The sequence below is a fragment of the Bauldia sp. genome, from assembly GCF_965232525.1.
In the GTDB taxonomy this organism is placed as follows: domain Bacteria; phylum Pseudomonadota; class Alphaproteobacteria; order Rhizobiales; family Kaistiaceae; genus Bauldia.
The window spans coordinates 3,230,675-3,249,106 of record NZ_OZ246980.1 but is presented as its reverse complement, the minus strand read 5'-3'; the positions used below and the strand labels follow the sequence as shown (position 1 = coordinate 3,249,106).

14 protein-coding genes are annotated in these 18,432 nt (G+C 65.6%); 10 read left to right on the top strand and 4 right to left on the bottom strand.

Translation table 11 applies throughout. From position 1 onward, the window contains the following. Window positions 1-2 precede the first annotated feature (2 nt). A complete protein-coding gene (mfd, locus tag ACO076_RS15355) occupies window positions 3-3,467 on the top strand; it encodes a transcription-repair coupling factor (RefSeq protein WP_421726743.1) in 3,465 nt (1,154 codons plus the stop codon). On the opposite strand, the gene ACO076_RS15350 is transcribed toward mfd, so the two are convergent. Next, the gene (locus ACO076_RS15350) at window positions 3,464-4,135 is read right to left on the bottom strand and encodes a DsbA family oxidoreductase (protein ID WP_421723712.1); all 672 of its coding nucleotides are present in this window, start codon (window positions 4,133-4,135) and stop codon (window positions 3,464-3,466) included. The genes mfd and ACO076_RS15350 overlap by 4 nt on opposite strands. Beyond that, window positions 4,132-5,970 (bottom strand): extracellular solute-binding protein, encoded by a 1,839-nt coding sequence (locus ACO076_RS15345; RefSeq protein WP_421723711.1) that lies wholly within the window; start codon window positions 5,968-5,970, stop codon window positions 4,132-4,134. The genes ACO076_RS15350 and ACO076_RS15345 overlap by 4 nt, the downstream gene beginning before the upstream one ends. Window positions 5,971-6,248: 278 nt before the next feature. Here ACO076_RS15345 and ACO076_RS15340 point away from each other — a divergent pair, with 278 nt between their 5' ends. Continuing rightward, window positions 6,249-6,857 carry an invasion associated locus B family protein gene (locus ACO076_RS15340; RefSeq protein WP_421723710.1) on the top strand — a complete coding sequence of 203 codons (609 nt, stop codon included), beginning with the start codon at window positions 6,249-6,251 and terminating at the stop codon, window positions 6,855-6,857. A gap of 27 nt (window positions 6,858-6,884) precedes the next feature. Here the strand turns inward: ACO076_RS15340 and hspQ are convergent, their stop codons facing one another. Beyond that, window positions 6,885-7,220 carry a heat shock protein HspQ gene (gene hspQ, locus ACO076_RS15335; RefSeq protein ID WP_421723709.1) on the bottom strand — a complete coding sequence of 112 codons (336 nt, stop codon included), beginning with the start codon at window positions 7,218-7,220 and terminating at the stop codon, window positions 6,885-6,887. 177 nt (window positions 7,221-7,397) lie between these two features. Between hspQ and ACO076_RS15330 the strand changes: the two genes are divergently transcribed. Further along, window positions 7,398-8,360, top strand: coding sequence for an AEC family transporter (locus tag ACO076_RS15330; protein WP_421723708.1), 963 nt, complete (start codon window positions 7,398-7,400; stop codon window positions 8,358-8,360). 14 nt (window positions 8,361-8,374) lie between these two features. On the opposite strand, the gene ACO076_RS15325 is transcribed toward ACO076_RS15330, so the two are convergent. Then, window positions 8,375-9,559: a UbiH/UbiF family hydroxylase gene (locus ACO076_RS15325; RefSeq protein WP_421723707.1), complete on the bottom strand. Its 1,185-nt coding sequence runs from the start codon at window positions 9,557-9,559 to the stop codon at window positions 8,375-8,377. Between the two features lie 130 nt (window positions 9,560-9,689). Here ACO076_RS15325 and ACO076_RS15320 point away from each other — a divergent pair, with 130 nt between their 5' ends. The 7 genes from ACO076_RS15320 (at window position 9,690) to ACO076_RS15290 (ending at window position 18,431) form a co-directional block, all read left to right on the top strand. After that, entirely contained in the window at window positions 9,690-10,418 is a 729-nt protein-coding gene (locus ACO076_RS15320; RefSeq protein ID WP_421723706.1) for a TerC family protein, read from the top strand. Between the two features lie 201 nt (window positions 10,419-10,619). Further along, window positions 10,620-10,961: a hydroxyisourate hydrolase gene (gene uraH / locus ACO076_RS15315; protein ID WP_421723705.1), complete on the top strand. Its 342-nt coding sequence runs from the start codon at window positions 10,620-10,622 to the stop codon at window positions 10,959-10,961. A gap of 8 nt (window positions 10,962-10,969) precedes the next feature. Continuing rightward, entirely contained in the window at window positions 10,970-12,445 is a 1,476-nt protein-coding gene (gene xdhA, locus ACO076_RS15310; RefSeq protein ID WP_421723704.1) for a xanthine dehydrogenase small subunit, read from the top strand. Next, complete coding sequence (xdhB, locus tag ACO076_RS15305; RefSeq protein ID WP_421723703.1) at window positions 12,445-14,781, top strand: xanthine dehydrogenase molybdopterin binding subunit; 2,337 nt, start codon at window positions 12,445-12,447, stop codon at window positions 14,779-14,781. Before xdhA ends, xdhB begins: the two co-directional genes overlap by 1 nt. Beyond that, entirely contained in the window at window positions 14,781-15,773 is a 993-nt protein-coding gene (gene xdhC, locus ACO076_RS15300) for a xanthine dehydrogenase accessory protein XdhC (RefSeq protein ID WP_421723702.1), read from the top strand. Before xdhB ends, xdhC begins: the two co-directional genes overlap by 1 nt. Next, window positions 15,770-17,356, top strand: coding sequence for an ABC transporter ATP-binding protein (locus tag ACO076_RS15295; protein WP_421723701.1), 1,587 nt, complete (start codon window positions 15,770-15,772; stop codon window positions 17,354-17,356). The genes xdhC and ACO076_RS15295 overlap by 4 nt, the downstream gene beginning before the upstream one ends. After that, window positions 17,346-18,431, top strand: coding sequence for an ABC transporter permease (locus ACO076_RS15290; protein ID WP_421723700.1), 1,086 nt, complete (start codon window positions 17,346-17,348; stop codon window positions 18,429-18,431). Before ACO076_RS15295 ends, ACO076_RS15290 begins: the two co-directional genes overlap by 11 nt. Window position 18,432: the final 1 nt, after the last annotated feature.

The window sequence follows — 18,432 nt, the reverse complement described above, 5'->3', positions numbered from 1 at the left end:
CGATGCCGGAGCCCGGAGCGGTGCTGACCCTGGCCTCGGTTCCCGACGGCGTGGTCGGGCGGGCGCTGGCCGACGCAGCGGCATCCGCCAATCGCAGGGTGGTCTTCGTCGCCCGCGACGGGCAGCGTCTGGCCGAAGTCGAGCGGACGATCCGCTTCTTCGCGCCGGGCATCGATATCATCGCGTTCCCGGCGTGGGACTGCCTTCCCTACGACCGGGCGTCGCCGCTCGCGGCGGTCGTGGCGCGGCGCATGGCGGCCCTGACCGCGCTATCGGCACCGGCGGAGAGGCCGTCGATCGTGCTGACGACGGTGAACGCCGCGCTGCAACGGGTGCCAACTCGCGACTTCGTCGCCGCCGGTTCACTTGCTCTGGCCGCCGGCAATCAGATCCGAATGGATACGATCGTCGGCTGGCTCGAAGACAACGGGTTCCTGCGCAGCCCGACCGTTCGCGAAGCCGGCGAATATGCGGTCCGCGGCGGTATCCTCGATCTCTATGTCGCCGGCGCCGGTGACCCCGTGCGGCTGGATTTCTTCGGCGACACGCTGGAGTCGATCCGGACCTTCGATGCCGAGACCCAGCGGACCGTGGCCGCGCGCCGCCGCATTGCGCTGGTGCCGGCCAACGAAATGCACCTCAGCCCGGAGACGATTGCCCGGTTCCGGCAACGCTACGTGGCGCTGTTCGGTGCCGCGGATCGCGACGATCTTCTCTATCAATCGGTGAGCGAGGGGCGGCGTTATGTCGGCATGGAGCACTGGCTGCCGCTGTTTGCCGACGAACTCCAGACGGTCTTCGATCATGTCGGTGACGATGCGATCGTTGCCCTCGATCACCTCGACAACGAAGCGGTCGGTGAGCGGCTGGACCAGATCGAGGATCACTACGAGGCCCGCGTGCAGGCGCTGGAGGCGGGCTCGACCGGCGGGGCGCCCTACAATCCGCTGCGTCCCGATCAGCTCTACCTGACCGAAGACGACTGGAAGGCGGCTTTGGCCGCGCGGCCGGTCGTGCGGGTGTCACCGTTCGCCAGCCCGCCGGCGCCGGATGTGATCGACCTGGAAGCGCGCCGCGGCCGGAATTTCGCCGCCGAAAGAAACGCGAACGAAATCAATGTATTCGATGCGGTGATCGAACACATCGGCACCGCGGTCAAAGCTGGCAAGACGGTGGTCGTCGCCTCCTGGAGCGATGGCTCGCGCGACCGGATGGGACAGGTTCTCGCCGACCACGGTCTCGAACGCATTCAGCCGGTCGCCGACTGGGCCGAAGCGAGCCGGTTGGCGCGGGGTGTCGTTGGCCTCGCGGTTCTGGGGATCGAGGAAGGCTTCGACTCGCCCGACCTGATGGTGGTCGGCGAACAGGACGTTCTCGGCGATCGTCTGATCCGGCCGCAGAAGAAGCGCCGCGCCGCCGATGTCCTGACCGACGTGACCAGCCTGGCGGAGGGCGACCTTGTCGTCCACGCCGACCACGGCATCGGGCGCTTCGTCGGCCTCAAGACGATCGAGGCGGCTGGCGCGCCGCACGACTGCCTGGAGATACACTACGCCGGCGACGATCGCGTCTATCTGCCGGTCGAGAACATCGAGCTCCTGTCGCGCTACGGGTCTGACCAGGCCGAGGCGCCGCTCGACAAGCTCGGCGGCACGGCATGGCAGGCGCGTAAGGCGCGGCTGAAACAGCGCATCCGCGATATGGCTGAGGCGCTGATGAAGGTCGCCGCCCAGCGCGAGATGAAAACGGCGCCGGCGATGACACCGCCGGACGGCGCCTACGATGAGTTCGCCGCGCGCTTTCCGTTCGAGGAAACCGACGACCAGGACACCGCGATCACGGCGGTGCTGGATGATCTGGCGGCCGGGCGTCCAATGGATCGGCTGATCTGCGGCGATGTCGGCTTCGGCAAGACCGAGGTGGCGCTGCGGGCCGCGTTCATCACCGCGCTGAGCGGCCGGCAGGTCGCGGTCGTCGTACCGACAACGCTGCTGGCCCGCCAACACTACAGGACGTTCGTCGACCGGTTTGCCGGGCTGCCGGTGCGCATCGCCCAGGCGTCGCGGCTGGTCGGGACGAAGGACCTCGCCGCGACCAAGGCCGGCCTTTCGGACGGCTCGATCGATATCGTGATCGGCACCCACGCGCTGCTCGGCAAGTCGATCACCTTTCGGGACCTTGGCCTGCTGATCGTCGACGAGGAGCAGCATTTTGGCGTCAAGCACAAGGAACGGCTGAAAGAGCTGAAGGCGAACGTTCACGTTCTGACACTGTCGGCGACGCCCATCCCGCGCACGCTGCAACTGGCGCTGACCGGGGTGCGGGAGCTGTCGCTGATCACCACTGCGCCGGTTGATCGGCTGGCGGTGCGCACCTTCATCGCGCCCTTCGATGCGCTGGTGGTTCGCGAAGCGCTGCTGCGGGAACGCTATCGCGGCGGCCAGAGCTTTTATGTCTGTCCGCGGATCAGCGACCTGGCCGAGCAAGCCGCGTTCCTGGAGGAGACCGTGCCGGAGGTGAAGGTCGCCGTGGCGCACGGTCAGATGCCGTCGAGCGAACTCGAAGACATCATGACCGCGTTCTACGACGGGGCATATGACGTGCTGCTGTCGACGTCGATCGTGGAGTCGGGGCTCGACATTCCGACTGCCAACACGCTGATCGTCCATCGGGCCGACATGTTCGGTCTGGCCCAGCTCTACCAGCTCCGCGGCCGGGTCGGCCGGTCGAAACAGCGGGCCTATGCGCTGTTCACCGTGCCGGCGGAACGGACGCTGACGCCGACCGCCGAACGGCGGCTCAAGGTTCTGCAGTCGCTCGACACGCTCGGCGCCGGGTTCCAGCTCGCCAGTCACGACCTGGATATCCGCGGGGCCGGCAACCTCTTGGGCGAGGAGCAGTCCGGCCATATCCGCGAGGTCGGCTACGAGCTCTATCAGCAGATGTTGGAGGAGGCGGTCGCCGCGCTGAAGACCGGCGACGTCGTCGAGGAGGGCGACTGGTCACCTCAGATCACCATGGGAACGTCGGTGATGATTCCCGAGACCTATGTGCCCGATCTACAACTTCGGCTGGGGCTCTATCGTCGTCTGGCGGACCTGCGCGAGCAGGCGGACATCGAAGCCTTCGCCGCCGAGATGATCGATCGCTTCGGGCCGCAGCCGGACGAGGTCGGGCATCTCCTCGAGCTGGTGACCATCAAGGCACTCTGCCGGCGCGCCAATGTCGAGAAGGTCGATGCCGGGCCGAAGGGCGCGGTGATCAGTTTCCGCGACAACGTCTTCGCCAACCCGGCCGGGCTGCTGCACTGGATCGCCGAGGAGGGGACGCTGGCGAAGGTGCGGCCCGATCAGAAGGTGGTGGTGAACCGCGACTGGAGCGATACCGAGCGCCGGGTCAAGGGCGCGGCGACGATCCTGATCATCCTGGCGAAGATTGCCGAGGAAGGCGAGAAGGCCGCCGCCTAGTGGGGCCGCTCCGGCGCGGGTGGGGCTGGCGCCGCCGCGGCGGCCTCGATCGCCTCGGCGAGCGTCTCGGCCGGCTGGGCGCCGGTTACGACCATGCGCCCGGCGAGGATGAAACAGGGCACCCCGCTGACTCCGATCCGGTAGGCGTTCTCGACCTCGGCTTCGACCGCCGCGGTGTCCTCGTCGGTGGCCAGCCTTGCAGCGATGGCCTGGCCGTCGCCACCGGCGTCCTCGGCCACCTCGCAGAGAACACCGTGATCGCCGATGTCGAGGCCACGGCAGAAATAGGCGGCAAACAATCCCTCGACCACCGCGTCCTGCCAGTGGTCGTCCGCCGCCCAGCGGATGACGCGATGAGCGTCGACAGTGTTGGGCGACCGGGTGATCAGGTCGAAACGGAAATCGATACCCTCGGCCGCCCCGAGTTCGGTCAGCTGATCGTACATCGGCTGGATCGCCTGGACGCTGCCGAATTTGCGGTTGAGGTAATCCTCGCGCGGGATGCCGCCCGGCGGGATGGTGGGATCGAGCCGGAACGGTCGCCACTGCACGAGTGTCGTGATGTCGGTTTCCTTTTCCTGCGCCTCGGCAAGCCGGCTTCGCCCCAGGTAGCACCACGGGCAGACGACATCTGAAATCACATCGATCGAAACCGCCGCCGGGTTCACTCTGCGGCCCACCATGACGCCGGGACAGCGCCGGAGGTCGATGATCTATCCGGGAGTTGCAGGTTGTCCCAAGTCGCCACCCATTGCTCCGGCGAATGGAAGAGCGGGATGACGTGAAAGCCGGAGATGAGGACACGGTCGAGGGAGCGGACGGCAGCGACAAATTCCTCCCATTCCGTCGCTGACAACATTGCGGCGATCATGGCGTCGACAGCGGGCTCGGACACGCCGGCGAAGTTGAGCCGTCCATAAGTGTCGGCGCTGATCTTCGACCAACGTCCGAACTGCTCGTTGCCCGGCGAAAGCGACGCCCCATAGGTCCAGCGCATCATGTCGAAATCGCGGGTGTTAAGGACGCGCTCCCAATACTGGGTGGAGTCGACGGTCCGGATCTGCATGTCGATGCCAACCAGCCGGAGCGAGCGCTGCAGGGCCAGCGCCAGACGCTCTTCTTCCTTGTTGAGCGCCAGAAATTCGAAGGTGAAGGGCTCCCCAGTTTCGGCGTTGACCATCCGGCCGTCCTGTTCGGTCCAGCCGGCGGACTCGAGCAGGTCGATCCCTTTGCGGAAATTAGCGCGATCGCGGCCGGAGCCATCGCTGGCCGGCGGCGCGTAGGTGCCGTCCATTACATCGTCGCGAACCGCGTCAGGGAAGGGCGCCAAAAGTGCCTGCTCGGCGTCATCGGCGGGAACGCCCAGGCCGGAGAGCGTCGAACCCTGAAAATAGCTGCCGGTCCGCTCGTAGGCATCGGCGAAGAGATTCCGGTTGATCCATTCGAAGTCGAGAAAATAGGCCATCGCCTCACGCACCCGGACATCTTCGAAGACCGGGCGTCGCTGATTGAAGACGAATCCGTTCATGCCCTTCGGCGTGCCGGTGACGAACTCGTTCAGCGCAATCTGGCCCTGAGCCGCGGCCGGGAAGTCGTACTCCGTTTCCCACCGGACCGGATTGGTCTCGGTCATGACGTTGAACAAGCCCTTGCGGAAGGCCTCGAACAAGGTTCCGCCATCGCGGAAGTATTCGATGCGCACTTCATCGAAGTTGTCGAAGCCGCGTTTCTGGGGGAGGTCCTTGGCCCAGTAATCCGGATCGCGGGCGAGAACGACCGTGCTGCCCGGCTTGACGCTGGAGACCTTGTACGGACCGCTGCCCGGCGGCGGAGTCAGTCCCGATGTCGCGAACGCCTCCGGGTCGGTGGCGTGTTTCGGAAATACCGGGATAAGCCCGATCAGCAAGGGCATCTCCCGATCCCAGTCCTCGCCGAAAACGAAACGCACCTTGTTGCCGGGATTGACCTCGACGCGGTCGACTTTCTTGTGCCAGTCGCGGGGCAGGCCGTGGTCCTTCAAAAGCTCGAACGAGAACGCGACATCCTCCGCGGTGATCGGCTCGCCGTCCTGGAACCGCGCCAGTGGATTGATGGTGAACTCCACCCAAGAGCGATCTTCCGGGGTCTCGACAAATTCGGCGACATGTCCGTAGAGCGTGAACGGTTCATCCCAGCTCCTGACCATCAGGCTGTCCCACAACCGGGCGGGCCAGAAGGCGCTCTTCGCCCACAGCCCGTCGGGCACGCTGCCTTTGAGGATGAAGGGATTGAGACTGTCGAAGGTTCCCTGTCCGGACAGACCGATCGAGCCGCCCTTGGGCGCATCGGGATTGGCGTAAGGGAGGTGTTGGTAGTCGGGCGGCAACGCCGGCTCGCCATGCATGGCGATGCCGTGCTTCGGTTCGGCCGCGGCGAGCTGTGGGACGAGCCCGAGGCCGAGGGTTGCCGCGACGGCGGCCGCGATACGTCGCCGCAGGGCGATGGAAAGAACGATCGCTGACATTCGATCGACAGCCTCTCAATCAGGGATGTGAAAATCGCGCGGATGGTAGCATACGATTCGCGTTGAAACGGCGCGCTTGTTCGTCGTATTTGTCGCCATGAGAATCGCCGGTTCGTCTGGAAATCGGCCGGGAGCCGGGCTATGGAGTGGCGCCGGTTCAGTCAACAAGTCGCCGTATTTCGTGGCCAGTCAGCCCGCCAGGCGACGCGGGGCGGGTGTCGCCAAGGCCACGCCCTACAGTCGAGCAAGGATGAACGATGGGAAACCCGACAGGTCTGATGAAAAAGTGGAAACGCCTCCTGCCTGCTGCCCTGGTTGCAGTCGCCGCGCCGTTGGGCGTGCAAGCACAGGAAGCACCAGCGGGGCAGCCGGCTTGGGTTAAGATCTGCAGCCCGACGCCGGTCGGCGGGCAGAACTTCTGCGTCACCATTCAGGAGATCAAGGCGGAGACCGGTCAGTTCATCGCCTCGGCAGCGATCCGTGAGATTTCCGGCGAGGAATCGAAATCGCTGGTGGTGGCGGTTCCGGTCGGCATGATGATCCAGCCGGGCCTGCGCGCTCAGATCGACAACAACGAACAGACCGAGCTTCAATACGGCGTCTGCCTGCGCAATGCCTGCTACGCCGAACTTGAGGTCGGGACCGACTTCATCGACGGCCTGAAGCGCGGCGGCCAGCTCTCGTTGATCACCGTCAACACGGACGGCAACCCGGTCACGTTTCCCATGACCCTCGTCGGCTTCACTGCCGCCTATGAGGGCGAGGGCATCGAGCCCGAGGGGATTCAGCAGCGCCAAGACGACCTGAACAGGGCCCTGCAGGAGCGCGCCCTCGAGGCTCGGGAGAAACTGCGCGAGCAGCAACTGAAGGAAGGCGCCACCAACTAGGTGGCGCACCTCACCAAGCGCTAACGCTCAGTTCAGCGATCGGTCGCGCGCGACGTAGACATCCCCGTCGCGCGTGCCGAAGAATTCGCTGATCTGCGGGTGCCTCAGAGGTTCGTCCGAATCGTCCGGCAGCAGGTTCTGTTCCGAGACGTAGGCCACGTACTCCGTCTCGTCGTTTTCCGCGAACAGATGATAGAACGGCTGGTCCTTCGACGGCCGTATGTCCTCGGGAATCGACTGCCACCATTCCTCGGTGTTGTCGAACACGGGGTCCACGTCGAAGATCACGCCGCGAAATGCGTAGATCCGGTGGCGGACGACCTGTCCGATAGAGAATTTTGCCGCCCGCGCGTTCTCAATCATTTCGCAAATGCCCTTCTGATCATCGGGGGTTATGGGGCATGGCCGCGCCGGGCCTGTCAACCGGGGCGAATTGCCCCCCGATTGACCGGTTTCGGCGAAACCGCTACCCACCGGGGCTGACCCGCTTACAGGACCGCCGGGCCGGGGCATTTGCCGGCGGCGCCACGACCGACAGCCATGAACCAGATCGCGACGATCGTCCTGCCATTCCTGGGGCTGATCGCCTGTGGCTTCGGTGCCGGCCGCACCTTCGCGCTCCCCGCGAACGGTCTCGATAAACTTATTGTTTTCGCGAAGTATTTCGCCTTGCCGGCCTGGTTCTTCATCCTGGTCGCGGACACCCCGTTTTCTGACGTCCCGGACTTGTCGTTCGTGATCACGACGACATTCGCGACCTACTGCGCGTTTGCATTGGCGTTTTCGTTCGGCGCCCTGATCAACGGCGGCAACGTCCCGGAAGCGACCGTCAAAGGCCTGATCAGTTCCTATTCCAACATCGGGTACATCGCGCCGGCCCTCGTGGTGGTGGCGTTCGGACCCACCGCGGCCGCGCCGGCGGCGTTGATTCTGGTGTTCGATGGCGCGCTGTTGTTCGCGCTGGTTCCCCTGATGATGATTCTCGGCGGCGTCGAGAGCGGCGGGGCGTCGGCCATGGCGAGGGCTATCTTGCGGCGGATTTTCACCCATCCGCTCGTGATCGCCACGTTGGCGGGGCTCGCCTTTTCCGCGACCGGCCTGCCCATTCCCGATCCGATCGGCGCCGTGTTCACGGTCCTGAGCGGGGCCGCCGCGCCGGTTGCGCTGTTCGCGGTCGGTCTATCGCTGGCCGAGCGGGGCAATTCCGGATTCTCCGCGGACGTTCCGGTCCTTCTCGTCGGCAAGCTCGTGATCCATCCGATCATTGTCTACCTGCTGCTAGCCTGGATCGGCGGGTTCGACCCGGTGTGGGTGGCAACCGCCGTGCTGGTCGCGGCCCTGCCGCCGGCAACCGCGGTGATCGACTTCGCGGAACGGTATCAGGCGGAGGAATCGAATGCGCGGGCGGCGGTTCGCTACGGGACTGCGGCGTCGCTCGTCACAGTCACCGTTGTTCTGTACTTGCTCGTCGCCGATTTCGTCCCGCAGGATTTCTTCCGCTGAAGACGATCTGACTGTCAGCCGGGTGCGATGCCCTGACGCATAAGGGCGCGGCGCACGACGGGAATCCGGTCGAGCAGAAACAGTCCCATGCCACGCAGCGCCTGAACGGGAAGGAAACCGGTGAGCAGGGTTCGATTGAGGGCATCGACCGCCGCCGTGCGCGTGTAAGCATCCAGGCGGCGGGATCGGTCATAGCGGCGGAGCACGTCGTCAGCGCCGACGTCCGCATTGTCGGACCCGACAGCGGCGGCAAGATCCGCAACGTCGCGATAGCCGAGATTGAGGCCCTGCGCGCCGATCGGCGGGAAGACGTGGGCCGCTTCGCCAATCAGCGCGATCCTGTTGGCGCTGAACCGGCTCACCGCCATGCCGGTGAGCGGAAAGGTCTGAACGGGGCTGTCCACCCTCATCTCGCCGAGGAGCGATGCGGCCCGGTCCTCGATCTCTCGCGCCAGTGCTGCGGGATCGGTCTCCTTGCGGCGGGCCGCCTCGGCGGGACTTGAGACCCACACCAGGCTCGAGCGATTGCCGGTGAGCGGCACCAGGGTGAACGGGCCTTCCTCGGTGTGGAACTCGGTGGAGGTGTCGTCGTGCGGCAGGCTGTGGGTCAGGTTGGTCACCAGGGCGGATTGCTCATAGGCCCAGGTGCGAACCGGAATGCCGACGCTCTCCCGCACTTTGGATTGACGGCCGTCGGCCGCGATCACCAGCCGCGCGGTAGCCGTCGAGCCGTCATCGAGGGTTACGCTGGCAGCGTTACGATCCGCCTTCGCGCCGGTGACCGCCGCGATAACCCGAGCGATGCCGCGATCCGCGCAGTGCCGGGAGAGCGCGTCAACGAGCGTCGCGTTGCCGACGTTATAGCCGAAGGCGGACTGACCGATTTCGGATGCGTGGAACAGGACCTCGGGCGCCCGGATCAGGCGCCTGGTGGCATCGACGATGCGGAGCGAGCGAAGCGGCCCGGCCTCGTCCACGACGTTTGCCCAGACACCGAGTTGATCGAGAAACGAAACTGATCCGACCAGAAGCGCGGCCGTCCGATGGTCGACCTGGCGTGTTTCCGGCGCGACGATGCAGACCGCAAGCCCCAGCCCATCGAACTGCAAAGCCGCGGCGAGGCCGGCTGGCCCGGCCCCGGCAACGATCACGTCGAAATCCGGCTTTGCCCCGGCGGGTGATTCCGTCTCGCTCGACATCGCCCTAGTTTGGTGTATCGACGGCGTCGTTCCAACGCGTTACTTCGCCACGACCGATTATAAGACCGAGCCGGGCGAGACCGTACGTCACACAAACCAACACCGACAGAGAATGACCGGGGGATTCACGATGTTCGATTGGGTAACAGATCCAGCGATATGGGCGAGTTTGGTCACCCTTTCGGTGATGGAGATTATCCTCGGCATCGACAATATCCTCTTCATCGCAGTGATCGTCGCCAAGCTGCCGGCCGAGCAGGCGAAGCGGGCGCGCCAGCTTGGGCTGGGGATGGCGCTGATTTTCCGGGTCCTGATGCTGTTCTCGCTGTTCTGGCTGATCGGCCTGACCGCGCCGGTGTTCACGGTTTTCGGTGAGCCGTTCTCGTGGCGCGATATCGTCCTCGTGGCGGGTGGCGCCTTCCTGCTCTACAAGGCGACCGTCGAGATTCACCGGGACGTGGAAGGCAACCACGCCGAAGAGAAGAGCCCGAAGAAGGTCTACGCCAGTTTCGGTGCGGTGGTGGCGCAGATCGCGGTGATCGACCTCATCTTCTCCGTCGACTCTATCCTGACCGCGATCGGCATGGCGGAAGTCATCGGCGTCATGATCGCCGCGGTGGTTATCGCGATTGCCGTGATGTACCTCGCGTCGGGCCCCGTCGCCGCCTTCATTGTGCGGCATCCGACGACCCGGATGCTGGCCCTGGCGTTCCTGATGATGATCGGCATCGCGCTGGTGGCGGACGGCCTCGGCTTCCATATTCCGCGCGGCTATCTCTACGCCGCCATGGCGTTTTCGGCGCTCGTGGAGTTCCTCAACGTTCTCGCTCGGCGCAACCGAAGGGGGCAGCGCGCCTGAGTTTTCGACTCGGTGGCCATTGGCTCTTGTCGGGAAGCAAGGACCCGTCGATACATTCGGGCCGCTCGTCCTGACGCAGCGAGGTCGATTTTTGTTGTTTGATCACAACTTGGGCATAAGTCATTGTTGTGCAAACCGTCCCGCTCGTGCTGCACTGCGGCATCCGAGCACGGCGGGTGAAGGGGAAGCGTAAACAACGCAATGGGACGGATAACGACACATGTTCTCGATACGGCGACGGGTCGGCCGGCCGCCGGCTTGCGGATCGATCTCGTCCGTCCGGACGCCCCATCGACGGCTGCCGTCAGCGTCGAGACCAACGCCGACGGGCGGGTCGACGGACCGTTGGTGGAGGGCGCCGACATGACGTCGGGTGCGTATGAGTTGCGGTTCCACGTGGGCGCGTATTTCCGCAACACCGGGCGGGAAGGTGGCTTCTACGAAACCGTGCCGGTTCGCTTCGTGATCGAGACGCCCGAGGACCACTTTCACGTGCCGCTGCTGATTTCACCCTTCGGGTACACGACCTACCGGGGAAGCTGAGCAAGGCGATGCGTGACGCGATACGTTTCGTCCGGAATGGCCGCATCGTCGAACGGCGCGACTTCGCGCCGACCGATCTGCTGCTCGACTATCTTCGCGAAACCGAAGGCGCCACCGGAACCAAGGAAGGCTGCGGCGAAGGCGACTGCGGTGCCTGCACCGTCGCGGTAGGCCGCCTGCGGGGCAACCGACTAGTCTACGAGCCCGTCAACGCCTGCATCCAGCTTCTGGGCCAGGTCGACGGCTGCGAAATCGTTGCGGTCGACGACCTCGCAGACGAAAACGGCGACCTGCACCCGGTGCAGGCGTCAATGCACGATCATCATGGCTCCCAGTGCGGTTTCTGCACGCCGGGTTTCATCATGAGCCTGTTCGCGCTGTATCACTCGACCGAAGAACGGGTCGACCGCTCCACGGTCAATGACTGGCTCGCCGGCAATCTCTGCCGGTGCACGGGTTACCGGCCGATCGTCGACGCTGCGCTTGCAGCCTGTGGCGACCGTCGCAGCGACCGCTACGCCGCCAACGCCAGCGATACCGCCGGGTTGCTGAGCTTCCTGCTGGACGAGGACGATATCTTCGTCGGTGACAGCGACCGGTTCTTTGCCGCACCCGCTACCATCGACAATCTTGCCGACCTCTACGAAAGCCACCCCGACGCGACCATCGTGGCCGGCGCCACCGATGTCGGCTTATGGATCACCAAACAGTTCCGCGATTTGCCCAAGGTCATCCATGTCGGTCGCACCAAGGGTTTCGACGAGATCACCGAGACCGACTACGATCTGACGATCGGCGCCGGCGCCACCTACGCCGCGGCCGAACCCTATTTCAGGGCGCTCGATCCCGACCTCGGTGAACTCCTGCGTCGTCTGGGCTCGAAGCAAGTGCGCGCGGCCGGAACGATCGGCGGCAACGTCGCGAATGGATCGCCCATCGGTGATACCCCGCCGGCGTTGATTGCGCTCGACGCCACGCTGGAACTCAGGCGTGGCCGGGACACCCGCCGGATGCCGATCGAGGACTTCTTCATCGACTACGGCAAGCAGGACCGGCAGCCGGGTGAACTGGTCGTCAGCCTCCACATGCCCAAGATGAACGCCAGTCACATCTTCCGCTGTTACAAGATCTCCAAGCGGTTCGATCAGGACATATCGGCGGTGATGGGGGCGTTCCGCTTCACCGTATCGGACGACGGGCAGATCACCGAAGCGCGGATCGCCTATGGCGGGATGGCCGCCATTCCGAAGCGGGCCCGCAACGCCGAGGCCGCTCTCACCGACACGATGCTGCGCGACTCCCGGGCCTGGTCGCGGGCCTTCGCGGCACTCCGCGAGGACTTCGACCCGATCGGGGACCATCGCGCCAGCGCCCGGTACCGCAACGAGACCGCACACGCCCTGCTGGGCAAGGCGCTGATCGAAGCCGCCGGCACGACATCGGCCCGCACGCGGGTGATCGGTCATCGGGTGGTGGTGGCCTGATGGCGATGGACCTCGGCGACATCGTCAAGGGCAGCCCGCCGCCGGCGGTCGTCCACAAGCCGACCCCGCACGACAGCGCCGCCAAGCACATGACCGGCGAGGCGGCCTATGTCGACGATATCCGCGAGCCGGTCGGTACGGTTCACGCCGCGCCAGGCTTTGCCCCGATCGCGGCCGGCCGGATCACCAAACTCGACCTCGACGCGGTGCGGAAGGCACCGGGGGTGGTTGACGTGCTGACCGCCGACGATATCCCCGGTGTCAACGACGTGGGACCGAAGACGGTGGGCGACGAGCCGGCGATCACGCCGCAGCAGGTGATGTTCCACGGCCAGGTCGCGTTTGTCGTTCTCGCCGAGACCCGGGATCAGGCACGCCGCGCGGTGCCGCTCGCCAAGATCACGACGGCGCCGACCATGCCGGTGATCGATGTCGACGACGCGGTGGTCGCGGGGACACGGGTCCTGCCGGACTACGAATTCGGCCGCGGCGACGTCGCCGCCGAAATCGCCGCGGCGCCGCGTGACATCACCGGCGACTTCCGCATCGGCGGGCAGGAGCATTTCTATCTCGAAGGACAGGTCGCCCTGGCCGTGCCCGGCGAGGACGGCGACATGTTCATCCATTCGTCGACCCAGCATCCGAGCGAGGTCCAGCACCTGATCGGCCATGTGCTGGAACTCGATTCGAATGCGATCACGGTGGAAGTCCGGCGCATGGGCGGCGGGTTCGGCGGCAAGGAGAGCCAGGCGACCCAGTGGGCGGTGCTCGCGGCACTCGGCGCCCGCAAGACGGGACGGCCCTGCAAGTTTCGCCTCGACCGCGACGACGACATGATCATGACCGGCAAACGACATGATTATCGGGTCGAGTATCATACCGGGTTCAGCAAGGACGGGGTGATCCGAGCGGTCGATGTGACCTTTTCGGCGCGGTGCGGCTACTCGGAAGACCTGTCGCTCGGTGTCGTCGACCGGACGATGTTCCACGCCGATGGCGGCTACCACTATCCGGCGGTGCGCATCCTCAGCCGACGCTTACGGACCAATACCTGCTCGAACACCGCGTTTCGCGGATTCGGCGGACCGCAGGGCAAGCTGTTCGCCGAGCGGATGATGGATCACATCGCCTACACCCTCGGCCGCGACCCGCTCGAGGTTCGTAAAGCCAATCTTTACGGCGGTGTCGGGCGCGACCGGACGCCGTACGGCATGCGGGTCGAAGACAACATCCTGCCGGAAATGGTCTCCGAGCTGGAAAAGACGAGCAACTACTGGGAGCGTCGCCGGGAGATCGCCGAGTACAATGCAGCGAGCCCGGTCCTCAAGAAGGGTCTGGCCCTGACCCCGGTCAAGTTCGGCATCTCCTTCACACTCATGCACCTCAATCAGGCGGGCGCCCTGGTTCATGTCTACCGCGACGGCTCGATCAGCCTCAATCACGGCGGCACGGAGATGGGGCAGGGGCTGTTCGTCAAGGTCGCTCAGGTGGTCGCGGAAGAGTTTGGCCAGCCGCTGGAGCGGGTGAAGATCACGGCGACATCGACCGCCAAGGTGCCCAACACCGGGCCGACCGCCGCCTCGGCCGGCACCGACCTGAACGCTCAGGCGGCGCGGGCGGCGTGTCGCACCATCAAGGAACGGCTGTTCGACGTGATCGAGGAGAAGTGGGGCGTCGGCCGCCATGGCGTCCAGTTTCGCGACGGCCAGGTGATCATCGGCAACGAGGCGATCACGCTGCACCGGCTGGCGGAGACGGCCTATCAGTCGCGGGTCTCGCTATCGTCAACAGGTTTCTACAAGACGCCGGTGATCCACTGGGATCGCGAGAAGGCGACCGGCCAGCCGTTCTTCTATTTCGCCTATGGCGCCGCCTGTTCCGAGGTCATCATCGACACGATGACCGGGGAGATGCGCACCACCCGTGTCGATATCCTCCACGACGTCGGCAAGTCGCTGAACCCGGCGGTCGACATCGGCCAGATCGAAGGCGGGTTCGTTCAGGGCATGGGGTGGCTCACCACCGAGGAACTGGTGTGGGATTCGAACGGTCGGCTGATGACCCATGCACCGTCGACCTACAAGATCCCGACCGCCTCCGACGTCCCGGAGGACTTCCGGGTGGCGCTCTACGAGTCAGGCGGTGCCCGGTCGGATACGATCTATCGGTCCAAAGCCGTCGGTGAGCCGCCGCTGATGCTGGCGATCTCCGTGTTCTCGGCGATCACCGATGCGATCGCCAGCCTCAAGCCGGCGATGATGCCGCGGCTTGACGCACCCGCCACGCCTGAGGCGATTATGCGGGCAGTTCGCGCCACCGGCGGAGGAGAGGGATGATGGCGGTCTGGCGCCGCCTGCTCGAGATGCTGGACAGCCGTGGCCGTGCCGCGATGGTGACCGTCGCGGAGACCCGCGGTTCCTCGCCCCGCGAGCCCGGTGCCCGGATGATCGTCAACGACGACGGGACCTTCACCGGCACGATCGGCGGCGGGACGCTGGAGTGGCAAGCGATCGCGCTTGCCCAGGCCGCTCTTGCCAACGGCAACAATGCGGAACTGCGCCGATTCGCGCTCGGCCCCGAACTCGGTCAGTGCTGCGGCGGCCAGGTCGCGCTGGTGATCGAAGTCTTCAATCCGATCGACCGGGCCGACATCGCGCATCTTGCCGACCTGGAAGAGCGGGGCGGGGTGACCACGCATGGTCGCTTCGTCGACCGGCCGAATCTCGAACGGACCGCGATCGGCGATCCCTTGCCACCCGGGGCGGCCGCGTTGTCTGAGGCGGGCGTCATCGAGGGGTTCGGTGACACCCGGCGGCCGATCGCGCTTTTCGGCGCCGGGCATGTCGGCAAGGCTCTGGTACTGGCGCTGGCTCCGTTGCCGTTCCGGGTGCTGTGGTTCGATCTGCGGCCGGACATATTCCCCTCACACGTCCCGCCGAACGCGACCATCGGCACCTTCGAGGATCCCGATGCCTGCGTGGCGGGATTGCCGGGCGACAGCTTCGTGCTGGTCATGACCCATAGCCATCAACTCGACCTGGCGCTGGTCCATGCCGCGCTGGTCGATCACCGCCTCGGCTATGTCGGCCTGATCGGTTCGAAGAGCAAGCGGGCCCGGTTCGAGAAGCGCCTGACGGCGGCCGGCATCCCGCGCGAGCGGATCGACGCCCTGGTCTGTCCCATCGGCGTTTCGGGAATCGCCTCGAAGGAGCCCGCGGTGATCGCCGCCGCAACCGCGGCCCAACTGATCGCCCGGGACGAGGCGGTTCGCGCGATGTCGGGCGATACCGTTTCCGATCCGCTCGGCCGGGTGGGTAGCATGTCGTGACCGCGACGGCGGAACCGATTGCGGCGACGGAGAATCGACGCAGCGAGGGCGTGCCGACGCTTGCGGCCCGGGGCATCACCAAGGACTTCGGAACGCTGCGCGCCAACGACAACGTCGACTTCGCCATCAACCCGGGCGAGATCCACGCGTTGCTCGGTGAAAACGGCGCCGGTAAGTCGACGCTGGTCAAGATCCTCTATGGGTCTCTCCAGCCGACGGCCGGAACGATCCACTGGGAAGGAAGGCCGGTGTCGATTCCGAGCCCGGCAGCGGCCAGACGGCTGGGCATCGGCATGGTGTTCCAGCACTTCTCCCTGTTCGACGCGCTGACCGTGGCTGAAAACATCTCACTGGCGCTGGTCGGCGGCGGCGGCGCGATGCCCGCGCTCAAGCAGAAGATCGAGCGGGTGTCGGCCGAGTACGGCCTGCCACTCAATCCGAATGCGATTGTCGCCGATCTTTCGGTGGGGCAGCGACAAAGGGTGGAGATCGTTCGCTGCCTGCTGCAGGAGCCGCGGCTCATCATCATGGACGAGCCGACCTCGGTGCTGACACCGCAGGAGGCGGATGACCTGTTCGTCACACTCCGACGACTGGCGTCTGAGGGCTGCTCGGTCCTCTACATCAGCCATCGCCTGGAAGAAGTACGCAGCATCTGTCACCACGCGACGATCCTGCGTCACGGCAAGGTCGTCGCCGAATGCGACCCGCAGCAGGAGACCGCCGCGCGGATCGCCAGCCTGATGGTCGGCGAAGAGGTGCGGGAGCTCAAGCCGCCCGATCCGGTTCCGGAGTCCGCGCCGGTTCGTATCGCGCTCTCGCACGTGTCGCGGCCACCGGCCCATGTCTTCGCCGTCGCCTTGAAGGACGTTTCCCTCGAGGTTCGCGCCGGCGAGATCGTCTCGATCGCCGGTGTTGCCGGCAACGGTCAGGACGAGCTGTTCGATGTGTTGTCCGGCGAGGCGCGCGCGAGTGAGGGGACGATCGTGATCGACGGCGTCGATTGCACCCGCCGCGGCGTGAACCACCGTCGTCGGCTGAATGCCGCGTTCGTCCCGGAGGAGCGACTTGGTCACGGTGCCGTACCGCGATTTCGATTGTCTGAGAACGTGGTGCTGACCCGGCATGGAACGCGGGAAGGCCTCGTCAAGAGCGGCGTCGTCGACTATGGCGGCGCACGCGCGATCGTCGGCGAGGTGGGCGACGCCTTCGACGTGCGCAAAGGCGCCCCCGACCCGGAAGCCAATGCGCTCTCCGGCGGTAACCTCCAGAAGTTCGTCGTCGGTCGCGAATACGACCGCAAGCCTGGCGTCTTCGTGGTGTCGCAGCCGACCTGGGGTGTCGACGCCGGCGCCGCGGCAACGATCCGCCAGGCGTTGATCGACCTGGCTCGCTCTGGCTCCGCGGTGCTGGTGATCAGCCAGGACCTCGACGAGATCTTCGAAATCTCCGACCGTATCGCGGTGATGTCGCACGGTCGGCTGTCCACGCCACGGGAAGCCGGCACCATCAGTCGCGAGGAGATCGGTTTGCTGATGACCGGGATCGATGACGGCGTGAAGGGAGCCGCCGATGCGGGTTGAGTTGATCCGCCGTCCCGAGCGATCGACGACGATGGCGCTGCTGTCGCCGATCCTGGCCATCGCGCTGACCGTGATCAGCGGCTTCTTCGTGTTCGCCGCGGTGGGTGTCGATCCGGTCGAGGCGCTTTACGTCTATGCGATCGAACCGTTCACTGCCTGGTGGTCGATCCAGGACCTGTTGATCAAGGCGGCGCCGATCATCCTCATCGCGATCGGCCTGTCGATGTGCTTCCGCGCCAACATCTGGAACATCGGCGCGGAAGGCCAACTGGTCGCCGGGGCGATTGCCGGGTCGGCGGTGCCGATTCTGATTCCGGAGTGGAACGGGCCGTTGGTGCTTCCGGTCATGCTGCTCCTCGGTATCGCCGGTGGCATGGCGTATGGGGCGATCCCCGCGTTCCTCAAGATCCGGTTCGGCACCAACGAGATCCTCACCAGCCTGATGCTGGTCTATGTCGCGCAACTGTTCGTCGACTGGCTGGCGCGGGGCCCGTGGCGGAACCCGGAGGGCTTCAACTTCCCCGACAGCCGGCCGTTCGACGGCTGGCAGGTGCTGCCGATCGTGCTCGGCGACGACGTCCATCTCAACGCGGTGTTCGTTCTGGTTGCGGTGGTCGTTGCGTGGTTCGTGTTGGCGCGCACCATCACCGGTTTCCAAATCTCGGCGCTGGGTGAGGCGCCGCGGGCGGCGGCGTTCGCCGGTTTCAGCCAGAAGCGCATGACCATGATGGCGTTTCTGATTTCCGGCGGCCTCGCAGGGCTTGCCGGCATCAGCGAAGTCGCCGGTCCGACCGGGATGCTCCGCACGGTCGTCTCGCCGGGATACGGCTTTACCGCGATCATCGTCGCGTTCCTGGGGCGGCTGAACCCCATCGGTATCCTGTTCGCGGGGCTCCTGCTTGCCCTGACCTTCATCGGCGGCGAGGGGGTCCAGATCGTCCTGGGCGTGCCCGACCAGATCACCGTGGTCTTCCAGGGCATGCTGCTGTTCTTCGTGCTCACCTGCGACACCTTCGTGCTCTACCGGCTCCGGTTCGTCCGCGGCCGACGCGCGGCACCCACCGGGGAGGCGTAGC